The organism is Streptomyces sp. QH1-20 (assembly GCF_041283565.1).
GTDB classification, from domain to species: Bacteria; Actinomycetota; Actinomycetes; order Streptomycetales; family Streptomycetaceae; genus Streptomyces; species Streptomyces syringius.
In genome coordinates, this window is the sequence record NZ_CP166299.1 from 462,244 (window position 1) to 485,462 (window position 23,219).

At 71.6% G+C, this 23,219-nt stretch carries 19 protein-coding genes; 7 read left to right on the forward strand and 12 right to left on the reverse strand.

Translation table 11 applies throughout. The annotated features are described in order from the left end of the window. Positions 1-5 precede the first annotated feature (5 nt). The gene (locus tag AB8O64_RS02185; protein ID WP_370417571.1) at positions 6-659 is read right to left on the reverse strand and encodes a CBS domain-containing protein; all 654 of its coding nucleotides are present in this window, start codon (positions 657-659) and stop codon (positions 6-8) included. A 199-nt stretch (positions 660-858) separates the two neighbouring features. Between AB8O64_RS02185 and AB8O64_RS02190 the strand changes: the two genes are divergently transcribed. Then, entirely contained in the window at positions 859-1,836 is a 978-nt protein-coding gene (locus tag AB8O64_RS02190) for a hypothetical protein (RefSeq protein ID WP_370417572.1), read from the forward strand. A gap of 186 nt (positions 1,837-2,022) precedes the next feature. On the opposite strand, the gene AB8O64_RS02195 is transcribed toward AB8O64_RS02190, so the two are convergent. Continuing rightward, a complete protein-coding gene (locus tag AB8O64_RS02195; RefSeq protein ID WP_370417573.1) occupies positions 2,023-2,610 on the reverse strand; it encodes a GNAT family N-acetyltransferase in 588 nt (195 codons plus the stop codon). Continuing rightward, positions 2,600-4,654 carry a penicillin acylase family protein gene (locus AB8O64_RS02200; protein ID WP_370417574.1) on the reverse strand — a complete coding sequence of 685 codons (2,055 nt, stop codon included), beginning with the start codon at positions 4,652-4,654 and terminating at the stop codon, positions 2,600-2,602. The genes AB8O64_RS02195 and AB8O64_RS02200 overlap by 11 nt, the downstream gene beginning before the upstream one ends. Positions 4,655-5,048: 394 nt before the next feature. Between AB8O64_RS02200 and AB8O64_RS02205 the strand changes: the two genes are divergently transcribed. From AB8O64_RS02205 to AB8O64_RS02225, 5 genes are read left to right on the forward strand one after another with little or no spacing between them, the layout of a single operon-like run. Next, positions 5,049-6,623 (forward strand): aspartate aminotransferase family protein, encoded by a 1,575-nt coding sequence (locus tag AB8O64_RS02205; RefSeq protein ID WP_370417575.1) that lies wholly within the window; start codon positions 5,049-5,051, stop codon positions 6,621-6,623. Between the two features lie 52 nt (positions 6,624-6,675). Then, positions 6,676-7,974 (forward strand): lysine N(6)-hydroxylase/L-ornithine N(5)-oxygenase family protein, encoded by a 1,299-nt coding sequence (locus AB8O64_RS02210; protein WP_370417576.1) that lies wholly within the window; start codon positions 6,676-6,678, stop codon positions 7,972-7,974. After that, complete coding sequence (locus AB8O64_RS02215) at positions 7,971-8,558, forward strand: GNAT family N-acetyltransferase (RefSeq protein ID WP_370417577.1); 588 nt, start codon at positions 7,971-7,973, stop codon at positions 8,556-8,558. Before AB8O64_RS02210 ends, AB8O64_RS02215 begins: the two co-directional genes overlap by 4 nt. Next, positions 8,555-10,345, forward strand: coding sequence for an IucA/IucC family siderophore biosynthesis protein (locus AB8O64_RS02220; RefSeq protein WP_370417578.1), 1,791 nt, complete (start codon positions 8,555-8,557; stop codon positions 10,343-10,345). The genes AB8O64_RS02215 and AB8O64_RS02220 overlap by 4 nt, the downstream gene beginning before the upstream one ends. Then, on the forward strand, positions 10,342-11,853 hold the full coding sequence (locus AB8O64_RS02225; RefSeq protein WP_370417579.1) for an MFS transporter: 1,512 nt from the start codon (positions 10,342-10,344) through the stop codon (positions 11,851-11,853). Before AB8O64_RS02220 ends, AB8O64_RS02225 begins: the two co-directional genes overlap by 4 nt. Positions 11,854-11,966: 113 nt before the next feature. Here AB8O64_RS02225 and AB8O64_RS02230 read toward each other — a convergent pair whose 3' ends face one another. The 4 genes from AB8O64_RS02230 to AB8O64_RS02245 form a co-directional block, all read right to left on the reverse strand. Continuing rightward, positions 11,967-12,683, reverse strand: a complete 717-nt coding sequence (locus AB8O64_RS02230; RefSeq protein WP_370417580.1) for a S26 family signal peptidase — start codon at positions 12,681-12,683, stop codon at positions 11,967-11,969. Continuing rightward, complete coding sequence (locus AB8O64_RS02235; protein WP_370417581.1) at positions 12,680-14,569, reverse strand: ABC transporter ATP-binding protein; 1,890 nt, start codon at positions 14,567-14,569, stop codon at positions 12,680-12,682. Before AB8O64_RS02235 ends, AB8O64_RS02230 begins: the two co-directional genes overlap by 4 nt. Next, complete coding sequence (locus AB8O64_RS02240; RefSeq protein ID WP_370417582.1) at positions 14,566-15,120, reverse strand: TlpA disulfide reductase family protein; 555 nt, start codon at positions 15,118-15,120, stop codon at positions 14,566-14,568. Before AB8O64_RS02240 ends, AB8O64_RS02235 begins: the two co-directional genes overlap by 4 nt. A gap of 97 nt (positions 15,121-15,217) precedes the next feature. Next, positions 15,218-15,784 (reverse strand): MauE/DoxX family redox-associated membrane protein, encoded by a 567-nt coding sequence (locus AB8O64_RS02245; RefSeq protein ID WP_370417583.1) that lies wholly within the window; start codon positions 15,782-15,784, stop codon positions 15,218-15,220. Between the two features lie 637 nt (positions 15,785-16,421). Here AB8O64_RS02245 and AB8O64_RS02250 point away from each other — a divergent pair. Next, a complete protein-coding gene (locus AB8O64_RS02250) occupies positions 16,422-19,184 on the forward strand; it encodes a SpoIIE family protein phosphatase (protein WP_370417584.1) in 2,763 nt (920 codons plus the stop codon). Between the two features lie 31 nt (positions 19,185-19,215). Here AB8O64_RS02250 and AB8O64_RS02255 read toward each other — a convergent pair whose 3' ends face one another. The 5 genes from AB8O64_RS02255 to AB8O64_RS02275 all read right to left on the reverse strand — a co-directional run bounded on the left by AB8O64_RS02255 (position 19,216) and on the right by AB8O64_RS02275 (position 22,693). After that, positions 19,216-19,824 carry an HD domain-containing protein gene (locus AB8O64_RS02255; RefSeq protein ID WP_370417585.1) on the reverse strand — a complete coding sequence of 203 codons (609 nt, stop codon included), beginning with the start codon at positions 19,822-19,824 and terminating at the stop codon, positions 19,216-19,218. Between the two features lie 32 nt (positions 19,825-19,856). Continuing rightward, complete coding sequence (locus AB8O64_RS02260; RefSeq protein WP_370417586.1) at positions 19,857-20,345, reverse strand: GNAT family N-acetyltransferase; 489 nt, start codon at positions 20,343-20,345, stop codon at positions 19,857-19,859. 48 nt (positions 20,346-20,393) lie between these two features. Further along, a complete protein-coding gene (locus AB8O64_RS02265) occupies positions 20,394-21,422 on the reverse strand; it encodes a methyltransferase (protein WP_370417587.1) in 1,029 nt (342 codons plus the stop codon). Between the two features lie 138 nt (positions 21,423-21,560). Further along, positions 21,561-21,734: a 50S ribosomal protein L32 gene (rpmF, locus tag AB8O64_RS02270; RefSeq protein WP_362213655.1), complete on the reverse strand. Its 174-nt coding sequence runs from the start codon at positions 21,732-21,734 to the stop codon at positions 21,561-21,563. A 92-nt stretch (positions 21,735-21,826) separates the two neighbouring features. Next, positions 21,827-22,693 (reverse strand): LysR family transcriptional regulator, encoded by an 867-nt coding sequence (locus tag AB8O64_RS02275; protein ID WP_370417588.1) that lies wholly within the window; start codon positions 22,691-22,693, stop codon positions 21,827-21,829. Positions 22,694-23,219 lie beyond the last annotated feature (526 nt).

Here is a 23,219-nt window from a genome sequence, read left to right on the forward strand (position 1 = left end):
CTGGGTCAGGACTCGGAAGCGGCCTCCGCCCGGGCGAGCGCCCCGTTCGTGCGGTCGGTGACCGACACGACGCCGTCGACCGCGCGGCACAGGCGCAACACCAGAGGGACGAGTTCGGGCGGCTCGATCGTGCCGCTGAGCACCACCAGCCCCTGCTCCACCTCGACGCCCACGGCGGCGGGGCTGACGCCGGTCACGTCGTCGAGCACCTCCTCGACGATCTCGGTGCGGATGGCCTTGTCGTCGCGGAGGAACACCCTCAGCAGGTCGCCCCGGCTGACCATGCCGACCAGTCGTCCGTGGCCGTCCACCACCGGCAGCCGCTTGACGTGCCGGCCGGCCATCACGCGCGCGGCGGCCACCACACTCACGTCCGGTGTGGTGCACACCGCGGGGCTGGTCATCAGCTGCCCGGCCGTGACCGCCGCGGGGCCGGGCGGTGGGGCCGGCAGATCGGATTCCGTGTCGTCCTGGGCCACCTGAGTACGCATCAGGTCCGCCTCGGACACCACTCCTACGGGCCGGTCGTCGACGTCCACGACGGGGACGGCGGTGATGTCGAACTCGGTCAGCAGGGTCACGATCTCGCGGAAGCCCGTTTCGGGTACCACCCTGACGACCTCTTGGGTCATCACGTCCTTCACCGTCTGGTGTTGCATGCCGTCTCATTCCACGCGCTCGCGGCGGCCGGACGGCCGCCCGGTATCAGTCTCCCTCCGCGCGGCCGCGTCAGCGATGAAGGCACCGTTTTCCTGGTGCGCCGCCCCGGCGCCCCTCGCCGTCACCACGAAGCGACGCCGCCCGGCTGACGGGCCCTGACGCGCCCTGTCGGACGGCCCCCGCATAGGGTGACTCGTCATGTGGCCAGGACAGACACCTGCCGGGGGCGCACAGAACCCGCAGGACCCGCAAGCGAATCCGTACCGACAGCCGAATCCGCACGAGCAGCCCACGCAGCCGAACCCGTACCGGGAGCCGCAGCAGGCGCCGCCGTGGATCGCCCCGGCCACCCCGGCCGCGGCACCGCCGCCGCGCGGCGGTGGGAAGAGCACGACGGTCATCGCCGTCGCCGTGGCGACCGCTGTCGTCATCGCCGCCGGCGTCACCGGATTTCTGGTCCTGGGCGGTGACAAGGACGACGCGGCGAGCCCCGGACCGACCGGGTCCGCCTCGCCCGGGACATCCGGGCCGACGCCCACGGGTGGCGACGACGGACGCCGCGGTGACGAGCCCAAGCCGGTGGTTCCCGGCTGGAAGGTCGTGGTGAACCCCAAGCGCGGTATCGCCTTCGACGTTCCCGCGAACTGGCAGCGCAAGGATCCCGACTGGGCCAGCTACGTCTCCGACAACAAGGACCCGGAGGACACCCCCCTCGTCGGCTTCCTGGCCCCGGCGGTACTGGAGGAGGAGTGGTGCACGTCCGACGAGGACAGGAACGGCACCACCGAGAACACCCCGATCGCCGCCGCCGGCTCCCGTGGTGAGAACGGTGCCAAGAGCACCGAGGAGGCCGCCCGCCTCAATGTGAGCCAGTGGATCTACGGCGGTTACGCCCAGCCGGACCGGTCCAAGGTCAAGCCCGGTGCCGTGGAATCCTTCACCACGGCGTCCGGCATCACCGGCAGCGTGGCGACGGCCACGTCCTCCGGTGTCGGGAAGAAGGGCAAGTGCGATACCGACGGCAAGGGCACCACGTTCGCCTTCAAGGACTCCAAGGGTGACTTCGTGTCCTGGACGTTCCACGGCGTGAAGGGCGTGAAGGAGGAGGTTCCGGACGCGACGGTACGGAAGATTCTCAGCACGGTGCGCCTGACCGGCACTTCGTCGCGCCCGTGAGCGGAGGACTCCCGCCCGGGGCCGGGCGGGAGCCCTCCGCCCCGGGCGTCCGCTACGGCCGGCCGGCGGGGCGGGCCGGCTCCTGCGAATCCACCCGCTCGGACACCCGGTCCGCGACCCCGCTGACGACCATCCCCCCGTAGCGGTGTTTGTGGATCCGGGTGCGGTGCCCGGAAGCCGTCGGCTTCATCCTCCGTCGCGGCCCAGGAAGGTGTCACGGCTCAGAAAAACCAGCCGTGCCCGCTTCTCGGGAAGGTCGATCTCGGGTCCGGGCACGAAGCCCGCCCGCGTGAGACGGGCGATGGCCTTGGCGTTACGGGCGTCCGGTTCGGCCACGATCCGTCGCCTGCCGGGGTCCGCCAGGACGAAGGTGAGGAACACGGAGAGGAGGGTGTCGGTGAAGCCCCGCTCCGGCTCGCCCTCGGCGGGGCCGATCAGGAGGTGGATTCCGAAGTCGCCGGGCTGTACGTCGTAGCACGCGCCGACCGGGTCCGACTCCGGTTCGTAGGTCTGGAAGAGCGCGACGGGCCGACCGTCCCGGTGGAGGAGATAGGCGTGGTGGGTGGGGAGGGAATCCAGGTATTCGTAGATCTCCAGGACCCGCTCGCGGTCCGCCTCCCGCATGCCCCAAAAACGTGCCCGCTCCTGACCGACCCACGCGTGGATCACATCGAGGTCGGCCCGGGGGTGCACAGGGACGACACGTACCGTGCCGAAACCCTCGACCACCTGCTCGTGCACGGCCGTCCGGTGGGTGGGGGTCTCAGAAATCATGTCGCTCCTCGGTCAGAAGGTTCCAGTCGGTGACCACGGGGAGGAGTTCTCCCCGCAGCCACAGGGGCAGTTGGTCCCGGTGGTGGGCGTCGCCGGGTACGCCGCTGGCCCCGAAGGGGACCACCCACCGGCTGTCCTCACGCCGCGCGAGGTCCCAGACGTAGCGCGCCGCGGGACCGCGCGCGCTGAGGTCGGTGACACCGGGGACGCTGGAGGTGGACAGCACACAGTCGTGGTCACCGGAGAGCCCCGGCCATCCTCCGGGTTCCTCACCGGGCAGTGACTGCCACGGTGCGAGCCGATGCGTCGTCCCCCATGACGCGGGGACGTCCGCCGCGGAGGCCACCTCTTCGACGGCCGCGCGCAGGAGTTCGGCCCTGTCGACGCCGGGCAGCACGTCATCGTTCAGCAGGTGCTCCAGCGCGAACGCGACCCGGGGGACGAGGGCGAGCCACGGCAGGAACAGGTCCGGGTACGGGGCGGGCCCGGACAGTTCGGCCAGTGCCGGGTGAGCGGCCAGCCGTCGCACCACCGTCGCCCGGACGGCGGCGTACGCTCCGGCGTCCGTGCTGTCGGCCTCCATCCTGCGGTCCCAGCGCAGCAGCCGCTCCCGCAGCCGGAGGGCTTCGTCGCTCAGCCCGCCCAGTTCGGCCAGCAGGTCCAGCAGGGGCCGGGCCGAGGCCAGCAGGGTGTCGGTGTGGACGGCCGCCATGTCCTCGGCGGACCAGGACGTGGACGCCTCCAGCAGGTGACGTATCCGGTCAGCCCGGTGCGGCGGGGCGAACTCGGTGCCCAGGGGTGCCGCCAGGCTCCGTTCGTTCGCCATGACCGCGATGTCGTCGACCACCGCGCGCGGCATCGGCTCGTGCCATCCCTGCCAATCGTGACCGGGCACCCATGCCGGCACGACACGCAGCCGGTTGTCCGGGTGCCGCAGCGGGACCCGGCCCGCGACGCGGTGCAGCAGTCCGCCTTCGGTGTCCGCGGCCTGTACGACGTTGACCGGCTCCGCCCACTGGTCGAAGGCGCGGTCCACGTCGGCGACGGTGGTGGCCCGCAGCAGCGCGGGCAGCGTACCGAAGCCGAGGTCCCCGCGGACCCGTGGCGGGCAGCGGAGGCTGATGGCACGGGCGTCGTCCGGGCCGCCGATCACGACCAGGCCGCGCTCGGTCTCGATCACCTCCACCTCGACTGGGTCTCCCCCGGCGACGTCGATGGTCTCGATGTGCACCGCGGCGGGCCGCCAGCCGTGCGGGCCGAGCACCTCGACGTCCGTTCCGCGGCGGCGCAGCCGTTCCTCGTAGAGGTCCTGGTAGTCGGCCATGGCGTTGGTGATCGCCCAGGCCACGCCGCCGGTGTGGCCGAAGTGGGCGATGCCGGGGACGCCCGGGACGGCCAGTCCGACCACGTCGTACTCCGGGCACGCCAGGTGGATCTGCTGGTAGATGCCGGGGTCCTCGATGAACCGGTGCGGGTCGCCGCCGATGAGCGGGGCCCCGGTGACCGTGCGGTCGCCGGTGACCAGCCAGCCGTTGCTCCCCGAGCCGGCGGGGCCGTCGGTGGCGAACAGCCCGGTCATCCCGGGGCCGAGCAGGCGGGCGACCTCCTCGCGCCAGAGCTTGGCGGGAAATCCGGCGAAGAGGATGTGGTGGGACAGCCAGACCGCCAGCGGCGTCCACGGCTCCCACACCCCCGGAGCGAGCCCGGTCGTGGTGAACTCCCCCGCCCGCCGAGCCCCTTCGGCGAGGCCGGTGTTGACCCCGTCGACGTAGGCCGTGACCCAGGCGGCGGTGTCCTCGTCGAGGCCCTGGAAGCAGCGCCGGGCGGTGTCGTCCAGCCGGGCCTGCCGGGCGAACCGGTCCCAGCCGATGGCGTCCGCGCCCAGAAAGGCAGCGGTGCTGCCCTGTGACCGGTGTCGTTCGACCTCGAGCTGCCAGGCCCGGTCCACGGCGGTGGTGCGGCCCTGGGCGAAGACGAGTGCGGTGGCGCTGTCGGCCCGCAGATGCGGGATCCCCCAAGCGTCCCGGTAGACCTCGATGCTCACATTGTCTCCTTGGCGCCATGCGCCGGTACGGCCCCGCCGGTGTCGGCGGGGCGGCGGGTGCGGCCGGAATGTCGGCTACCCACGGGACCGCGCCCGGTCACCGAACTGCCCTGAATCCGGGGCTGCTTGAGCGCGGACGCACGGGGGCCGGGATGCGGTCGGCGAGCGGTGCGGCAGCACCCGCCCAGGACGAAACTTAGGTTAGGTTAACCTAAGTCGACTCCCGGGTTCCGCATCCACGTCGCCATCTCCGGGCGCACACCCCTCGCGTGTGCAACATCCCCCCGCGCCACCCAAAAGACCAGCTCACCGCACGACCGACGCTTCACAACCTCGAAGTAAGTTAGGTTAGCCTTACCTAAGTCGATCACGTTCGTGACCGGAAGGACAGATCATGAGTTTCCAGGGGCACATCGCCGAAGCCCCTTCGGCAGGAGCCGGGACACAGGCCCCGGGGGCCGGGGCGGCGGGCGCCAGTCCGCACCTCTTCAACCACCGCACGGTGGAGAACTACCGGCGCTCACTCGCCGACGGCGTCGACCGGGTGGCCGCCCGCATCGCCGGCACCGAGCGGCCGTTCACCGGGATATCCCCCACCCGGCTCGCGTCCGAAATCGACCGGATCGACCTGGAACAGCCCCTGAACGACCCCACGGCCGCCCTCGACGAACTCGAGGACGTCTATCTGCGCGACGCCGTCTACTTCCACCACCCGCGCTATCTCGCGCACCTCAACTGCCCGGTGGTGATTCCGGCCCTGCTCGGCGAGGCGGTACTCACCGCCGTCAACTCCTCGCTCGACACCTGGGACCAGAGCGCGGGTGGCACGCTCATCGAGCGCCGCCTGATCGACTGGACGGCCGAACGCATCGGCCTCGGCCAGGACGCCGACGGCATCTTCACCAGCGGCGGCACCCAGTCCAACTTCCAGGCGCTGCTGCTCGCCCGCGACGAGGCCTGCGCACTCGCCGCCAAGAACTCAGCGACCCCGCTCGCCCGGCACGACATCCTGCCGCGGCTGCGCATTCTCACATCCGAGGCCAGTCACTTCAGCGTGCAGAAGTCGGCGAAACTGCTCGGCCTCGGCCAGGACGCGGTCATCGCCGTCGGCACCGGCCCCGAGCGGCGCATGCGGCCGGCCGCCCTCGCCCGCGAGATCGAACGCTGCCACGCCGACGACCTCATCGTCATGGCCGTCGTCGCCACGGCGGGCACCACCGACTTCGGTTCCATCGACCCCCTCCCCAAGATCGCCGATCTGTGCGACTGGGCCGGACTGTGGCTGCACGTGGACGCGGCCTACGGCTGCGGACTGCTCGTCTCCCCCACCCGCCGCCATCTGCTCGACGGCATCGAGCGCGCGGACTCCGTGACCGTCGACTACCACAAGTCCTTCTTCCAGCCCGTCAGCTCCAGCGCGGTCCTGGTGCGCGACCGGGCCGTGCTGCGGCACGCGACCTACTACGCCGACTACCTCAACCCGGCCCGGATGGCCGAGCAGCGCATCCCCAACCAGGTCGACAAGAGCATCCAGACCACCCGCCGCTTCGACGCGCTCAAGCTGTGGCTGACGCTGCGCATCATGGGCGCCGACGCCGTCGGCGCGCTCTTCGACGAGGTCATCGACCGCGCCGCCGAGGCCTGGGAACTGCTCACCGACGACCCGCGCTTCGAGGTCGTCACCAAATCCCAGCTGAGCACCGTCGTCTTCCGCTACCTGCCGCCGGAGGGCCCGGCCCGGGACCTGGCCGACGGGGCCAATCTGTTCGCCCGTGAGGCACTGGCCGCCTCCGGCGAGGCCGTCGTGGCCGGCACCAAGGTCGACGGCCGTCACTACCTCAAATTCACCCTGCTCAACCCGGAGACCTCGCTGGACGACATCGCCCACGTCCTCGACCTCCTCGCCGAGCACGCCGGCCGGTACGTGAACGAGCGGCTCGCCCCCGAGCTCCGCCACCGCGCCGGCTGAACACCCCCTCCCCCGCCTGCCTGCCTGTTCTTCCCCCCGCACGGAGATCCCCATGTCCACGCATGACTTCATCGCCATCGGGCTGGGCCCCTACAATCTGGGCCTCGCCTGTCTGACCGAACCGCTCGACGAACTCGACGGCCTCTTCCTGGAGAGCAAGCCCGACTTCGACTGGCACCCGGGGATGCTGCTGGACTCCGCCACGCTGCAGACCCCCTTCATGGCCGACCTCGTCACACTGGCCGACCCCACCTCCCCGTACTCCTTCCTCAGTTACCTCAAGGAATCCGGACGGCTGTACTCCTTCTACATACGCGAGATCTTCTATCCCGTACGCAGTGAGTACAACGACTACTGCCGTTGGGCCGCGGCCAAGCTCCGCAGCGTCCGGTTCGGCCATGAGGTGACCTCCGTCGAGTACGACGAGGGCGACGGCCTCTACACCGTCCACGCGGTCAAGACCGCCACCGGCGAGAGCACGACGCACCGCGCTCGGCACCTCGTACTCGGCACGGGCACCCCGCCGTACGTCCCCGACGCGTGCCAGGACCTGGGCGGAGACTTCCTGCACAACTCCGGCTACCTGGAGGGCAAGGCGAAGCTGCAGCGCAAGGAGAGCATCACCGTCGTCGGCAGCGGGCAGAGCGCGGCCGAGATCTACTACGACCTGCTGGGCGACGCGGACACCCACGGCTACCGGCTGAACTGGGTCACCCGGTCCCCGCGCTTCTTCCCGCTGGAGTACACCAAGCTCACGCTGGAGATGACGTCCCCGGAGTACGTGGACTACTTCCACGCGCTCCCGGAAGACACCCGGTACCGGATCGAGGCCGAGCAGAAGAGCCTGTTCAAGGGCATCGACGCGGAGCTGATCAACAACATCTTCGATCTGCTGTACCAGAAGAGCGTCACGGGCCCGGTCCCCACCCGGCTGATGACCAACACCGCGCTGGAGAGCGCCACCTACGACGAGGCGGCCGGGGCGTACACCCTCGGTCTGCGCCAGGTGGAGCAGGAGCGGGACTTCTCGCTCACCACCGAGGGCCTCGTCCTGGCCACCGGCTACCGCTACCGCCCGCCGGCCTTCCTCGAGCCGCTGCACGACCGGATCCGCTGGGACGGGCACGGGCGCTTCGACGTCGCCCGCAACTACAGCATCGACGTCACCGGACGCGGTGTCTTCCTGCAGAACGCCGGTACCCACACGCACAGCATCACCTCCCCCGACCTGGGCATGGGCCCGTACCGCAACTCCTGGATCATCCGGGAGCTGCTCGGCCGCGAGCACTACCCCGTGGAGAAGTCCATCGCCTTCCAGGAGTTCGGGGCGCCGGAGGGTGTCGTCCGATGAACGAGACCGTCTTCACCCGTACCGACGAGCGGCTCGGTGAATTCACCCTGCGCCCGCTCGACCCGGCCGCCGACGCCGCGCTGGTGCACGGCTGGGTGACCCACCCCAAGGCGTCGTTCTGGATGATGCAGGACGCCGACGTGGCCGAGGTCGCCCAGGCGTACCGCGAGATCACCGAGCATCCGCACCACGATGCCTTCATCGGGCTGCGGAACGGCCGCCCCGCCTTCCTGGCCGAACGCTACGACCCCGCCCGGGTCGAGCTGGTGGGCCTGTACACACCGCGACCCGGCGACGTGGGCATGCACTTCCTGTGCGCGCCGGCCGACACCCCGGTGCACGGCTTCACCCGTGCCGTGCTCACCACCGTCATGGCGTGGCTCTTCGCCGACCCGGCGACCCGGCGCGTCGTGGTCGAACCCGACATCCGCAACACCGCCGTCCACACGCTCAACGCCGCCGTCGGCTTCGAGGCCCTGCGCACGATCTCGAAGCCCGAGAAGGACGCGCTGCTGAGCATCTGCACCCGTGACCGGTTCCTGCGTGCCACCGAACCGGCCGCCACCCGAGGAGTGACCGCGTGAACCCCCGTGAAGCCGTCTCGCATCTGACCCCGGACGCCTGGGACCGCGCCAACCGGCAGCTGCTCCGCAAGGCACTCGCCGAGTTCTCCCACGAACGACTGCTCACCCCCGAGCGGACCCCGGACGGCCGCTACGTCGTACGCGGCGACGACGGGTCGGTCGAGTACCGCTTCGCCGCCCGTCTGCTGGCCCTCGATCACTGGCACATCGACGCCGACAGCATCACCCGGCACCGCGGTGACGCCGAACTCCCGCTGGACGCCCTCGATTTCCACATCGAGCTGCGCGACACGCTCGGTCTGACCGAGCGGATCCTCCCGGTCTATCTGGAGGAGATCAGCTCCACCCTGGCGGGCACGGCCTACAAGCTCGGCAAGCCGCGGATCACGGCCGCCGAACTGGCCGGGGCGGACTTCCAGACGATCGAGACCGGGATGACCGAGGGCCACCCCGGCTTCGTCGCCAACAACGGCAGGCTCGGCTTCGGCGTGCACGAGTACCACGCGTACGCCCCCGAGACCGCGAGCCGCGTCCGGCTGATCTGGCTGGCCGCCCACCGCGACCACTCCACCTTCAGCGCGGGCGCGGGCCTCGACTACGACGCCCTGATGCGCGCGGAGCTGGGCGAGCCGGCCCTCGCCCGGTTCGGTGACACCATGTCCGGCCTCGGTCTGGACCTGGCCGACTACCACCTCATCCCGGTGCACCCCTGGCAGTGGTGGAACAAGCTGTCGGTGACCTTCGCCGCCGAGCTCGCCCGGCAGCGCCTGGTCTGTCTCGGCCCCGGCGACGACGACTACCTCGCCCAGCAGTCGGTGCGTACCTTCTTCAACACCAGCGCCCCGTCCAAGCACTATGTGAAGACGGCCCTGTCGGTGCTGAACATGGGCTTCATGCGGGGCCTGTCGGCGGCGTACATGGAGGCGACCCCGGCCATCAACGACTGGCTCGCCCACCTCGTCGACCACGACGAGATCCTGCGCCGGACGGGCCTGTCGGTCATCCGCGAGCGGGCGGCCGTCGGCTACCACCACCGCCAGTACGAAGCCGCCACCGACCGCCACTCCCCCTACCGCAAGATGCTCGCCGCACTGTGGCGCGAGAGCCCCGTCGCCGGTCTCGAACCGGGCCGGCGTCTGGCCACCATGGCCGCTCTGCTCCACACCGACCACGAGGGCCGTTCGCTGGCGGCCGCCCTGATCGAGCAGTCGGGGCTCGCGCCCGAGGTGTGGCTGCGGCGCTACCTCGACGCGTACCTGACGCCGCTGCTGCACAGCTTCTACGCCTATGACCTGGCCTTCATGCCGCACGGCGAGAACGTCATCCTGGTCCTGGACGGCGGCACGGTCGAGCGGGTGATCTTCAAGGACATCGCCGAGGAGATCGTCGTGATGGACCCGGACGCCGCCCTGCCGCCGGAGGTCCGGCGCGTGCGGGCCGAGGTGCCCGAGGACATGAAGCTCCTGTCGATCTTCACCGATGTCTTCGACTGCTTCTTCCGCTACCTCAACGGCATCCTGGCCACCGAGGGCGTCCTGGAGGAGGAGGCCTTCTGGCGGACCGTCGCCGAGTGCGTCCACGACTACCAGGCGTCCGTCCCGCACCTGGCCGGGAAGTTCGAGCAGTACGACCTGTTCGCGGAGCGGTTCGCGCTGTCGTGCCTGAACCGGCTGCAGCTGCGCGACAACCAGCAGATGGTCGACCTGGCGGACCCCTCGGCCGCCCTGCAACTGGTGGGTGACCTGACCAATCCCCTCGCCCGCTTCGCCCCGCGGTCCCGGCCGTGACGGTGACCACGGGCACCACCGGGACCACGACCGGGGCCCGGCTCCCCACCCGGTGGCTGGTCCTCGCGGTGATCTGCCTGGCGCAGCTCACCGTGCTGCTGGACAACACCGTCCTGAACGTGGCGGTCCCGTCCCTCACCCGGGATCTGGGCGCGAGCACCGCGGACGTCCAGTGGATGATCAACGCCTACTCGCTCGTGCAGTCCGGGCTGCTGCTCGCCGGGGGCAGCGCCGCCGACCGCTACGGCCGTAAGAAGATGCTGCTCGTCGGCCTCGCGCTGTTCGGTGTGGGCTCGCTGGCGGCCGGGCTGGCCGATTCCACCGGCGAGTTGATCGCGGCCCGTGCGGGCATGGGCGTCGGCGGCGCCCTGCTGCTGACCACCACCCTCGCCGTCGTCATGCAGATCTTCGACGCCGAGGAGCGGCTGCGGGCGATCGGGGTGTGGGCCGCGGTGAACGCCCTGGGCTTCGCCGCCGGCCCCCTGCTCGGTGGTGTGATGCTCGCCCACTTCTGGTGGGGGGCGATCTTCCTGGTCAACATCCCGGTGGTGCTGCTCGGCCTCGTCGCGGCCTGGGCGCTGGTGCCCGAGTCGAAGAGCGCGGCCGGGCAGCGGCCCGACCTGCTCGGCGCGCTGCTGTCGACCCTCGGCATGGCCGCGGTTGTCTTCGCGGTCGTCTCGGGGCCCGAGCACGGCTGGGGCACGGGCCGGGTGCTGCTGCCGGCCCTGGGCGGAGTGCTCGTCCTCGGTGCCTTCGCCCTCTGGGAGAGCCGTGTCCCGCACCCCATGCTGGACCTTGCCTTCTTCCGCGACCGCCGGTTCGTGGGGGCCGTCGTGGGCGTCGTCCTCATCACCTTCGGCAGCGCCGGTGCGCTCTTCCTGCTCACCCAGCAGCTCCAGTTCGTCCGCGGCTACACCCCGCTGGAGGCGGGCCTGCGGACGGCGCCGTTCGCGCTCACGGTGGTCGCCCTGAACTTCACCGGGATCTCGACCCGGCTGCTGCGCCGGCTCGGGCTGCCGCTCGCCATCGCCCTCGGTGTGGGGACGCTGGCGGGCGGGTTCGCGGTCGTCGGGGCCTTCCCGGCGGAGAGCTACGGGGTGCTGCTGGCCGGCCTCGTCCTCATGGGCGCGGGATGCGCGCTCGCCAACCCGGCCATCGCCGAGGCCATCATGGGGGCGATTCCGCCGGAGAAGGCCGGGGCCGGGGCCGGGATCGACGGCACCATGTCCGAACTCGGCGGCAGCCTCGGGGTGGCCGTCCTGGGCGCCGTGATGAACTCCCGTTTCACCGCCCTGCTCCCGGTGGGCCTCGCCGGCGCGGGATCCCTTCCGGCAGCCCTGGCGGACGCCCGCACGGAGGGGGAGCGGGCGGACGTGCTGGACGCGTTCGCCTCGGGGCTGCGGACCAGCCAGTTGGCGGGAGCGGCCGTGGTGCTCCTCGGCGGCACTCTCGCGGCGCTGCTGCTGCACCGGGCCGAGCGGCGGAAGGGGGACGCCGGGGAGGCATAGGCCTGGCCGGCCGGGTCTTCGCGGGTGCACCCCCGCTGCGCGGCGGTGTCCTCGAGCGCCGGACGGGCTGCTGTGCTGTGTCCTCAATCGCCGGACGGGCTTGGTCGCTGAGCTCAGCCGCAACCAGCCCGGCTGGCGATTGAGGACGCGCCCGCAGGGCGCCCGCCGCCGCAGGCGGGACGCCTCCGCCGCACCGTCCCCAGCACACGGTCGGTCGGGAAGTACCCCACGTCACGCGAGTCGAAGCTGACCGCCCGGTTGTCCCCGAGCAGGACCAGGCCGCCCTCCGGCACCCGCGCGCCGGGCAGGGCGGCCGACGGCACCGGGTCGCCCGCCACCGCGGCCACGCGTTTGATCAGCCATTGCCGTCCGTGCACCTCGGCCGCCGTGGCGGTGGGCGGCAGGGGTGGTGCGGCCCATGTGCCGTCCTTCGCCGGCCGCTCGGCCACGACCACCTGCCCCACCACCGGGGGCCTGTTTCCGCGGCGCACCAGAACCCGGTCCCCGTCGCGGTAGGCCGGTGCCATGCTCGCCCCGCGCACGGTGACCGTGACGAATCGGCGCGTGGCCACCGCGGAGAGGAGCAGTCCCAGGCCCGTCGTCATCGTCGCCGCGCCGCAGAGCACCGCCCACGGCCCCGTACCGGCGCGCAGCAGCGCCGCCGTACCGACCGTCAGGAGGGCGAGCAACGGTGTCGCGACCCGTACGAACGGCGCGCGGCGCCCGCGGGTGGTGTGACGGGCCGACGGCGCGGGGTGGGGCGGCGCCAGGGGGGCGGCCGGTGGAAGCATCCGTCCTTCGCGGGGGTCCGGCCCCGGACGGTTCGTCATGTGCGCTCCCCGTCGGGTGCGGGTTCGCTGCCGCCGTCGGCCCGGTAGCCGGCGGCCTGGAGGGCGAACAGGCGCGCGTACTGCCCGCCCGCGTCGATCAAGGTGGCGTGCGGGCCCTGTTCGACGATCCTTCCGTCGTCCAGTACGGCGATGAGGTCGGCGTCGCGTACCGCCCCGAGCCGGTGCGAGATGAGCAGGCTGGTCCGCTCGCCCCGGTGGGCGCGCAGCGCGGTGTGGATCTCGTGCTCGGCCTCGGCGTCGAGCCCCGCCGAGGGCTCGTCGAGGATCATCAGATCGCGTCGGTCGCGAAGGAACGCCCGGGCGAGCGCGAGCCGTTGGCGCTGTCCGCCGGAGAGGACGACACCGGTCTCCGGGTCGTCCTTGTCGGATTCCATGAAGAAGCGTCGCGACAGCAGTGTGTCGTATCCGTGCGGCAGGCCGGCGAGCTTGTCGTGGATGCCCGCCCGCCGGGCGGCGGCCCGGATACGCGGGCGGTCGTCGAGAGCTGTCAGGTCGCCGAGGGCGATGTTCTCCGCCGCCGTCATGTCGTAGTGCATGTAGTCCTGGAACACCGCGCCGATCCGCCGCCGCAGCTCCGCCACGTCGACGGCGCGGAGGTCCACACCGTCCCACAGCACGGCGCCGTGGTCGGGGTCGTAGAACCGGCACAACAGCTTCACCAGGGTGGACTTCCCGGCGCCGTTCAGCCCGACGAGGGCGAGCACTCCCCCGTGCGGGACGCGCAGGCTGACGCCCCTCAGCACCCATGGGTGTTCCTCGGAGTAGCGGAACCAGACGTCCCGTAGTTCGATGCCACGGTGCAGGGGTTCCAGGTGCGTGGGCCGCCGGGGCACGGCCAGATCCGGTCCGGCCTCCGTCACGGCGAGGTAGTGCTCGAACATCAGCAACGCCTGGTGGGCACGGGCGACTTCGGCTGCCAGGGTGGCCAGCGCGCCCTGCACTCCGGCGACGGCGGCCACGAACATCACGACGTCGCCCGCCGAGAGGGTCCCGGCGTGCGCGGCCGTCACCGCCCAGAGCAGACCGCCGCCGGAGACGAGCCCGGCGAGCAGCCCCAGCCCCGCCTGGACCGACGCCTCGCGTCGGTCCACCGAGCGTTTCGCGGCGTTGGCGGTACGGCGGTCGTCGAGCATCCGGTGCCGCAGGAAGGCACCGATACCGAACAGCCGTATCTCCTTGGCCGCCTCCACGCTGGACAGCAGCTCGCTGTAGAACATCTCCCTGCGTTCGATCGGGCCGATGTCCCACAGCGTTCGCGCCTTGCGCCGGGCCATCGCGATCTCGGACAGCAGGGTGGGCACCGAGGCCGCCAGCACCAACAGGGTCATCAAGGGGCTGAGCAGGAACAGCGATCCGAGGAATCCCCCGATCGTGAGGGCTGCCCGGGCCGTGCCGATGGCGCCGTCGACGGCTTGGCCGGGGGTGCCCCCGCCGGCGCTCTGCGCGAGCCTCAGCCGGTCCAGGAAGCGAGGGTTCTCGAACCGTCCCAGACCGGCGAAGCCCTCCACCGCGGTGAACAACCGGTCCTCGGCGAGCAGTCCCACCCTGCGGCCGAGTTCCGCGCGCAGGTACTGGCCGGCCTGCGGCAGGACCCCGAGGGCGACACTCGCCGCGGCGAGGCCGGCGCCCAGGCCGACCAGCCGCCCCAGGGAGGCGCCACCGCTCAGGCCGTCCAGCATCAGCTTGGTCAGCCACGCGGTGACCACCGGGAGCGCGCCCGCCCAGAGCGTGAGCGCCAGATAGGCGCCGAAGGTGCCGGGTGCCGCCTTCGCCACCAGCGCGCCCGCCGCGACGATCCGTCCAACCGACGGGAGGCGGCCCGGCGCCTCGGCACTCCCTGGCTCCTGGGGCGACGGCCCGCTCATGCCACCACGGTGGGGGTGTCCAGCAGTTGTACGCGGTTGTCCGCGATCACGGGCCGGCCGTCGCCGTTCGGGGCCACCGCGAACAGCGCCGGGAACCCCTTGATCTCGAACGCGGACGTCAGCGCGGTGTCACTGCCCTCGACCACGACCCGGGCCACCGGGCTCAGCTCGGCGACCTGCCCCGCGGCACGGTCGGTGGTGCCGACCACCACGGCCAGCACCCGGTCCCGGCCGCCGCCCGCCGTCCGCGCGTGGGCGACGAACTTCGGCAGCATCTCCTGACACGGTTCGCAGTTGGGCGAGAAGAACGCGACCAAGGTGTCACCGGCCAGCGATGCACGGGTCAGCACCTCGCCGTCGACGGTGACGGCGGTGAACTCGCCGATCTCCGCGCCCACCGCGAGGACAGGGGGTCTGCCCGGCAGGTTGCCGGACACCTCGGACAGCAGCGCGGTGTGTTCCCGCAGCCGTTTGATCACACCCAGCGTAAGAATCAGGTCCAGTGTGCAGAGCGTCCCCACCAGCACCACTGCCGCGATCATGACGGGCATGTCGTCGTCTCCTTAGGACTCATCGACTTGAGGACTCATCGGCTCGGGACTCATCGGCCCCACGGCTCATCGGCCCCAGGGCTCACCGGCTCACGGCTCATCGGCCGCGAGCGGGGCCCGAGGCCCGGTCCACGGGCCGGAACAGGTCGAGAACGTCGTCGAGTACCGCCACCAGTGCGCCCAGCAGCAGGCCGCCGGACACCGCCACGACCGCGCCGCCCGGACCGGCCGGTCCGGCCGCTCCGGAATCGAGCAGGGTGGCCGCCGCACCGATGACTGCCAGCGCGGTGAGAACGAGATTGCGGACGATGTGCCGCGGTCCGAGCGGGCTCGCGGACACCCCGAAACAGCGGCAGGGCGTCCGCGCACCACGCCGCGTCGAGAGCGCGATACCGGCGGCGAACGCCACCAGCAGTCCCGCGGCGACCGCGAACCCCGCCACGGCGACGGCCGGCACCGGGGCCATGAGCGCCGGCCACACGACGAACTCGGCGCACACCACCGTGCGCGCCACCGCGCGGGCCCGGTGCCGTGGCACCACCCGCATGTCCCCCACCGAGGAGACGAACCGGCCGAAGGCTCCCCGCCCGGTCACCTTGCCGATCGACGAGGCGAGGAACACCGCCCCGAGCAGAGCACGGATCCCGAGCGCCACATACCCCACCCGGCTGCCTCCTCCAGCTGTCGTCGCCGTCAGCGCGCCCGCGCCCGGCGGGCGGCGTCGCCGACCGGGGGAACCGGAGCCGGAGCGCACGGTTCCGGCCAGTGCGGCCCGTGCGTCCGTGCCCGACAGCGGCGGTATCCCTCGACCGGCGACTCCTCCCTGGTGGGGCTGCTAGCAGTGACAGATCACAGTCGGACAACCTGACGAGTTGCAGCAGGCGTAGCAGGGTGCGTTGTAGCCGCACTTACCGGAGCACTGCCAGCAGGCCGGGTAGTTGCGGCAGGCGAGGATCTCCGCCGCCGCGGCGTCGATCCCGGGCACGAACAGCCCGAGAACCCGGCTGCCTAACGCTGTGAGCTTCGCGTACATGTGCACACTCCTCACGTGATCGGGCGAGCATCCGGTGCTTTCGCCGCTTGAGTCTCACGGCGTTGCCCCGGGGCGGATAGGGCTGTTTCCGGTCGTGCGCGGGGCGCGGCCTGTTCCGCCGGACGATCTTCGGTCAGCCGGAATCGTCCTTGACGCGCCGCCATCACCGAGCAAAATGCGCACTTGCATTCGATTTCCGGCGGCTTCCGCCTTACCGGCTTCGCGCATATCGTTCGCGTCGCGGAAGGGGGCGGGGTAGACATGGGGTATGGCCCGAATCCGGGGCCGGTCCTGGGGGCTCTCGGGCCGCTGGTTCGCCGGTCGGCGCCCAGGTAGCCGGCGTGAGCGGCGCACGCGCCACGGCTCGCGGGTGCCGTCGGCGCGGCGTCTGTGGGCCGTGGCGGGTTCGCGCAGCGTCGCCGGGCAGATGTTCGTGCTCCAGGTTCTGATCGTGCTGCTGCTCGTGGTGGCCGCAGTGGTCACGCTGCTCCTCCAGGCCCGCAGTGACAGGTTTCAGGCGGCTCGCGACCGTTCGCTGGCGGCCGCCCAGACGTTCGCCCACTCGCCCGGACTGGTCGAGACGCTGCGCGGCCCCGACCCCAGCGCGGTGCTCCAGCCGCTGACCGAGGCCGCCCGGATGGAGGGCGGGGTCGACTTCGTCGTCGTGACCGACCGGGACGGCATCCGCTACACCCACCCCAGACCGGAGCTGATCGGCAAGGAGTTCATCGGCACGATCGGACCGTCGCAGGAGGGCCGCGTCACCGTCGAGAGCGTCGACGGGCCGCTCGGCGAAGAGGTGCAGGCGGTGGTCCCGGTGAAGGACCCCCGCGGCACGGTCGTGGGCCTGGTCTCGTCCGGGATCAAGGTCAGCGCGGTGAGCAGCGCGTTCGACCGGCAGCTGCCCGTCGTCCTCGGCGCCGGCGGCGCCGGGCTGGCCCTGGCCACGGCCGGCACGGCGCTGGTGAGCAGACGGCTGCGGCGCCAGACCCACGGTCTCGGGCCCTCCGAGATGACCCGGATGTACGAGCACCACGACGCGGTGCTGCACGCGGTGCGCGAAGGCGTGGTCATCGTCGGCGGCGACGGCCGTGTCCTGCTCGCCAACGACGAGGCCCGGCGGCTGCTCGACCTGCCCCCGGACGTGGAGGGGCGGCACGTCACCTCACTCGGCCTCGACCCCCGGATGGCCGAACTTCTGGTGTCCCGCCGCGTCGCCACCGACGAGGTGCTCCCCGTAGGGGAGCTGCTGCTGGCGGTGAACAACCGGCCGACGGACCGCCGCGGAGGCCCGCCCGGCAGCGTGGCCACCCTGCGGGACTCCACCGAGCTGCGCGCGCTGGCGGGGAAGGCCGAGGCCGCGCGCGGCCGGCTGCGGCTGCTGTACGACGCGAGCGTGAGCGTCGGTACGACCCTGGACGTCAAGCGCACCGCGGAGGAGCTCGCCCAGGTGGCCGCTCCCCGCTTCACCGACTACGCCACCGTCGACCTCGCCGAGCCCGTACTGCGCGGCGAGGAGCCGCGCGCGGGGGTCGGGGGCGAGGCACCGCAGTTGCGCCGCGTGGCGCTCACGGGCACCCCGGACGACCATCCGCTGTACCGCGCCGGCGAGCTGATCACGTTCGCCGCGCCGACCCCGCAGGCCACGGGCTTCGTCGGCGGCCACCCCGTGCTCGTGACCGATCTGGCGTCCTCCCCCGACTGGCGCACCCAGGACGCGGAGCGCACCCAGGCGGTCCTGGACTATGGCTTCCACTCGCTCATCACCGTCCCGCTGAAGGCACGGGGCGTGCTGATGGGGATCGTCAATTTCTGGCGCACGCGGGAGAGCGAGCCCTTCGAGGAGGACGACCTGTCGCTGGCCGAGGAGCTGGCGGCCCGCGCGGCGGTCTGCATCGACAACGCACGCCGCTTCACCCGCGAGCACGCCATGGCGGTGACCCTGCAACACAGCCTGCTGCCGCGCGGGCTGCCCGAGCAGAACGCCCTCGACATCGCCTACCGCTATCTGCCCGCCCAGGCCGGGGTCGGCGGTGACTGGTTCGACGTCATCCCGCTGTCCGGCACCCGCGTCGCCCTGGTCGTCGGTGATGTGGTCGGCCACGGTCTGCACGCCGCCGCCACGATGGGCCGGCTGCGCACGGCCGTACAGAATTTCTCGACCCTCGACCTGCCGCCGGACGAACTCCTCGGGCACCTCGACGAACTCGTCGGCCGCATCGACCAGGAGGCGGAGGCCGCCTCGGCGGGCGGGGAGGCCACGATCGCGGGCGCCACCTGCCTGTACGCGATCTACGACCCGGCGTCGGGGACCTGCCAGCTGGCCAGGGCCGGCCATCCGCTGCCCGCGGTCGTCGCTCCCGACGGCACGGTGGACTTCCCCGAGATCCCCGCCGGCCCGCCGCTCGGCCTGGGCGGTCTGCCCTTCGAGGCCGCGGAGCTGCGGCTGCCGGAAGGCAGCAGCCTGGTCCTGTACACCGACGGGCTCATCGAGGACCGCAAGCGGGACATCGATGTCGGCCTGGAGATCCTGCGCACCACGCTGGCACAGCCCGGCCGGACGCCCCAGGAGGTCTGCGACGCGGTGATCGGCGCCCTGCTGCCCGCCCGCCAGAGCGACGACATCGCCCTCCTCGTGGCCCGTACCCGGGTCCTGGAGCCCGACCGGGTCGCGGACTGGGAACTGCCCTCCGACCCCGCGGCCGTCGCCGGCGCACGCGCCGACGTCACCCGGCAGCTGACGCGGTGGGACCTGGAGGAGACGGTGTTCACCACCGAGCTGATCCTCAGCGAATTGATCACCAACGCCATCCGCTACGCCTCCGGCCCGATCGGCGTACGGCTGCTCCACGACCGCACCCTCATCTGCGAGGTCTCCGACACCAGCAGCACCTCGCCGCACCTGCGCTACGCGGCCGCCGAGGACGAGGGCGGCCGCGGCCTCTTCCTCGTCGCCCAGCTCGCCGAACGCTGGGGCACCCGGTACACCCCCGAGGGCAAGGTCATCTGGGCCGAACAGCTCCTGCCCTGACGCCCCCGGGCGGCGGCCGCCGGCCGGGGCTTCAGGAGGCGGGCAGCAGGCCCTGGCGCACGGCGGCGTCCCGGACCTCCTCGTACAGCGCCGTGAGCGTCTCGCTCACCCGCACCCGCGGGAGTTGGAGGTCGTCGAGCGCCGCGGCGTCCGCGCCGACGTCCTGCCAGCCCTGGCCGGTGAGATAGCGCATCAGCGCGGGGTTGAGGCGGTCCACACCGCGCACCAGCCGGGCCTCCGGTGTGACGCCCTCCTCGTACTCGTGCCACAGGGCGAGGAATTCGGTGCCCAAGCCGCCCGGAAGGGGCGTGAAGCGGCGCCGGGCGACCTCCTCCTCGGTCCGGGCCTTGTCGTGGGTGTGTTCGGCGCTGTGCCGGGTCGTCCACGCCGAGGGGTCACCCGCCTCGATTTCCACGAGGTCGTGCATCAGGCACATCTTGAGCATCCGCTCCAGATCCAGCGCGTGTCCGCATTCGCGCTCGAAGTCCCGATGCAGGACCCAGGCCACCATCGCCAGGTGCCAGGAGTGTTCCGCGACGCTCTCCTTCCGGTCGGCGGTGGCGTTGTTGTGACGTTCGACTTCGCGCAGCCGAGCGCTGAACGCGATGAAGTCGAACGCTTCCCGGAGACCGTCCCGCATGCCGTACTCCTCAATCCTTGTGCCTGTGGGGTTCACGCGACGGGGAAGACGAGCTCCGGCCGGTCCCACAGCACGGCGGGCGGGTTCGCGGCCCGGGTCCCGACCCATCGCGCTCCCACGCTGCGGTAGAAGCCCTCGGCGGGCGGATGTGAGACGACCCGGACGTCGGCGAGGCCCGCGCCGCGCGCTTCGCCCAGCATGTGCTCGACCAGCAGCCGTCCGATGCCCAGCCCCTGCGCGGCGTCGGCGACGAACATCAGGTCCAGTTCCGGCGGGTCGAGTACGAGGGCGTAGAAGCCGAGCAGCCGGTCGTCAGCGTCCACGGCCAGGAAGACCCGGTGGGTCTCGATGTAGTCGGGACCCACCCGGTATCCGGCGACCATCGGGGCGTACCGGCCCTCGTAGGCCTTCGAGGCGCGTATGAGCCGGGTGAGGCGCTTCGCGTCCCGTGCGGTGGCCCGCGCGACCCGCACGGCCGTATCACGGGCCCCACGACCCCCACCCGTAATGCGTGAAGTCATGGGGAGAGTATTACTCACCTCAGCGCACGGCCCTCACCCGCGCGGTCCTCACACGGCGGTGGCCTCCACGATCGACATCGCCGACGGCGTGGGCAGGACCCGGGTCAGCCTCAGCCCCGCCTCGGCCAGCAGCCGCCGGAAATCCTGCTCGCCACGCTCCCGGCCGTTCAGTGACGTCATCATCAGCACGTCGAGCGTCTTGCCGAGGTCCGGGGCGTTGTCCCGCACGATCACCGCGTCGATGGCGAGCAGACGGCTGCCGTCCTTCATCGCCGCGCGGCAGGCGCGCAGGATGCGCAGACAGTCCTCGTCGCTCCAGTCGTGGAGGATCCGCTTGAGGAGATAGACGTCGGCACCGTCCGGTACGGACGCGAAGAAGTCCCCGGGCCTGACCTCCCAGCGCCCCGCGAGCGCCGGGTCGTCGAGGTGGTGGTGGCGCAGGACCGCTTCCTGGTCGTACAGCACGCCGGTCAGCCCGGGGTGGCGCAGGAGCGCCCGGCGCAGCAGACCGCCCCTGCCGCCGCCGATGTCGACGACCGTGCCGGTCGCCGGGAAGGCGCAGGCCGCGGCGACGACGTCGTCCTCACTGTCGGAGAGACCCGCCATGCCGGTGTCGAAGGCTTCGCCGGCCCGGGGTACGCGCGCGAGGTGGTCGAAGAACGGGGCGCCGAAGATCTCTTCGAAGACGGTGTGCCCCGCGCGGACGGTGTCCTCGAGCCGCCCTGCGGGCTTCCAGAACGTCTCGTCCGTGAGCATGATGACGCCGTCCCGCATCGACGTCGGTGCGTCGGAGCGCAGGAATTCCGCAGCTGGTGTGAGGTGGAAGGCGCCGTCCTTGTCCTCGCGGAACACCTCGCGGGTGGCGAGGAGGCGCAATGCCCGCTGGAGGTGCGGGGCGCTGACGCCGGTGAGGGCGGCGAGTTCCTCAGGGGTGCGCGGACCGTCGGCGAGGTGGTCGGCGATGCCGATGCGCGCCGCCACCCGGAGCGCTGCGGAGTGGAGATATCCCAGGGCGTGCTCGGTGAGCCGGAGCGTGAGGGATTCCTGGTCACCGGGGGCCGGTCGAGTGGCGTCCACGGGGCTGCCTCCTGAATTCCTGTGCCATGAGGGGAAGATGGGATGCAGCCCCCACCATGGACCGGAAAAAGCCGGGCCGCCAGGGCGCGTCGTGCGCCACGGCGGGACGGGCTCGGGCGGGACGCGCGACCGGGGCCGTCAGTTGCCCGGCAGGGGCAGGAGACCGCGTTCGTAGGCGCGCGCCAGCCGCCGGGGCACCTGGTAGGCGCGGCCCTCGACGACGATCGGCACGAGCTGAGGGGCGCTCGCCCGCCACTGGGCCCGGCGGTGCCGGGTGTTGCTTCGGGACATACGGCGCTTGGGAACGGCCATCGGTGAGACCTCCTGGGGGCGTGATGGGGCGACGACACAGCGAAAGCTACATGAACATGAATCCCATCTTCAACAGAGCTCGCGGTGGCGGTTCAGCCGGCCGCCTCGGTGAGCAGCTCGGCGGCCGCCCGCCAGGCGTCGTCGGCGAGCCGGGCGGCCTGCGGATGCGCACCGTGCGAGGGGAAGGCCAGATGGGTGCGGACCGTGGGTGCGCCGCTGAGCGGGACGAACTGCACGGCGGGGTGGGTGAAGCGCCGGGCCGCCGAGACCGGGGCGGTGCCCACACCATGGCCGGCCGCCACCTTCTCCAGCCATTCGTCGTAGTTGCGGCACTCCGCACCGACCTCCGGGCGCCCGCCCTCGGGCCACATGTGGGGGTAGGTGGTGCCGCTGACCGTGTTGACCACCAGGGGCCAGTGGGCCAGTTCCGCCCAGCTCAGCGCGGCACGGTCGGCCAGCGGCCCGGGGCGGGGTACGGCGGCGACCCGCGGCTCCTCGAAGAGGAACACCCCGCGCACCCCCGGCGGCAGGGTCTCGCCGCGCAGCAGCCCGAGATCGACCATGCCGGTGTCCAGCCCGGCCAGCGGGGTGTCGCAGCGCACGAACTCGACTTCGACGCCCGTCTCGCTCTCGAAGCGGGCGGCCACGGCCGACAACCCGTCGGGCAGCCCCCAGCTGAACCCCAGGCGCAGCGTCTCCTCCTCGCGGATGTCCGCGAGCACGGTGTCGAGTTGCTGCAGGAGCGGGGTGAGCGCGTCCCGCAACTCGCGCCCCTTCGCGGTGAGGTCGGTCCTGCGGGTGTTGCGGTCGAAGAGGCGGACGCCCAGGAGGTCCTCCAGCGTCCGGATGTTCCGGGTCAGCGTCGGCTGTGCGAGGTGCAGCCGTCTGCTGGCCGCGGTGAAACCGCCTTCCTCTGCGACGGCCAAGAAGTTGCGGAGATGACGTAGTTCAACACCCATACGGCCAGAGCATAGGCGATACGGCAAACGTATTTCTCCGATCGATGCGGTCTGCCTAGTCTTGTTGATGCACCGGGCGAACGGATTCCCGTACGAAGCGCGTCGATGATGCCTCGTCATCCGTTCCGTCAGGTGTGCGCCAAGAAAGTTGACGGGGGTTGACAGTGCGGATTTTCCCTTGCCTTGCCCATAGGCAATCAATGCGGCACCCAAGAGTCATTAAAGAAATGGCCAACCGGGTCGACCGCGAGCCGTCCGGATGTCGCCGGAGACGGCGCCGACCAGTGAAGTAGCAGACAGGGCAGGCGTATTCAGCGCGTCCACCCTCGGCGTCCGGCCTCCTCCCGCCCTGCCTGACAGCACAGCGGGCAGCACGCCGTACATCATGCAAAAGATGTCCGACATGTCATGAGGCGGACCCACGACACCTCTATCGGAAGCAATGCTCCGATTCCTGTCGCAGACCCGTGGTTTCGTGATGCACCCGTCTGCCACGGCTCTCTGTATCTCCTTTTATGCATCCCCT

Coding starts and splice junctions, on each gene's coding strand:
- AB8O64_RS02185 (WP_370417571.1), bottom strand. CDS start 659: ATGCAACACCAGACGGTGAAGGACGTGATGACCCAAGAGGTCGTCAGG.
- AB8O64_RS02190 (WP_370417572.1), top strand. CDS start 859: ATGTGGCCAGGACAGACACCTGCCGGGGGCGCACAGAACCCGCAGGAC.
- AB8O64_RS02195 (WP_370417573.1), bottom strand. CDS start 2,610: ATGATTTCTGAGACCCCCACCCACCGGACGGCCGTGCACGAGCAGGTG.
- AB8O64_RS02205 (WP_370417575.1), top strand. CDS start 5,049: ATGAGTTTCCAGGGGCACATCGCCGAAGCCCCTTCGGCAGGAGCCGGG.
- AB8O64_RS02210 (WP_370417576.1), top strand. CDS start 6,676: ATGTCCACGCATGACTTCATCGCCATCGGGCTGGGCCCCTACAATCTG.
- AB8O64_RS02215 (WP_370417577.1), top strand. CDS start 7,971: ATGAACGAGACCGTCTTCACCCGTACCGACGAGCGGCTCGGTGAATTC.
- AB8O64_RS02230 (WP_370417580.1), bottom strand. CDS start 12,683: ATGACGAACCGTCCGGGGCCGGACCCCCGCGAAGGACGGATGCTTCCA.
- AB8O64_RS02235 (WP_370417581.1), bottom strand. CDS start 14,569: ATGAGCGGGCCGTCGCCCCAGGAGCCAGGGAGTGCCGAGGCGCCGGGC.
- AB8O64_RS02240 (WP_370417582.1), bottom strand. CDS start 15,120: ATGCCCGTCATGATCGCGGCAGTGGTGCTGGTGGGGACGCTCTGCACA.
- AB8O64_RS02250 (WP_370417584.1), top strand. CDS start 16,422: ATGGCCCGAATCCGGGGCCGGTCCTGGGGGCTCTCGGGCCGCTGGTTC.
- AB8O64_RS02255 (WP_370417585.1), bottom strand. CDS start 19,824: ATGCGGGACGGTCTCCGGGAAGCGTTCGACTTCATCGCGTTCAGCGCT.
- AB8O64_RS02260 (WP_370417586.1), bottom strand. CDS start 20,345: ATGACTTCACGCATTACGGGTGGGGGTCGTGGGGCCCGTGATACGGCC.
- rpmF (WP_362213655.1), bottom strand. CDS start 21,734: ATGGCCGTTCCCAAGCGCCGTATGTCCCGAAGCAACACCCGGCACCGC.
- AB8O64_RS02275 (WP_370417588.1), bottom strand. CDS start 22,693: ATGGGTGTTGAACTACGTCATCTCCGCAACTTCTTGGCCGTCGCAGAG.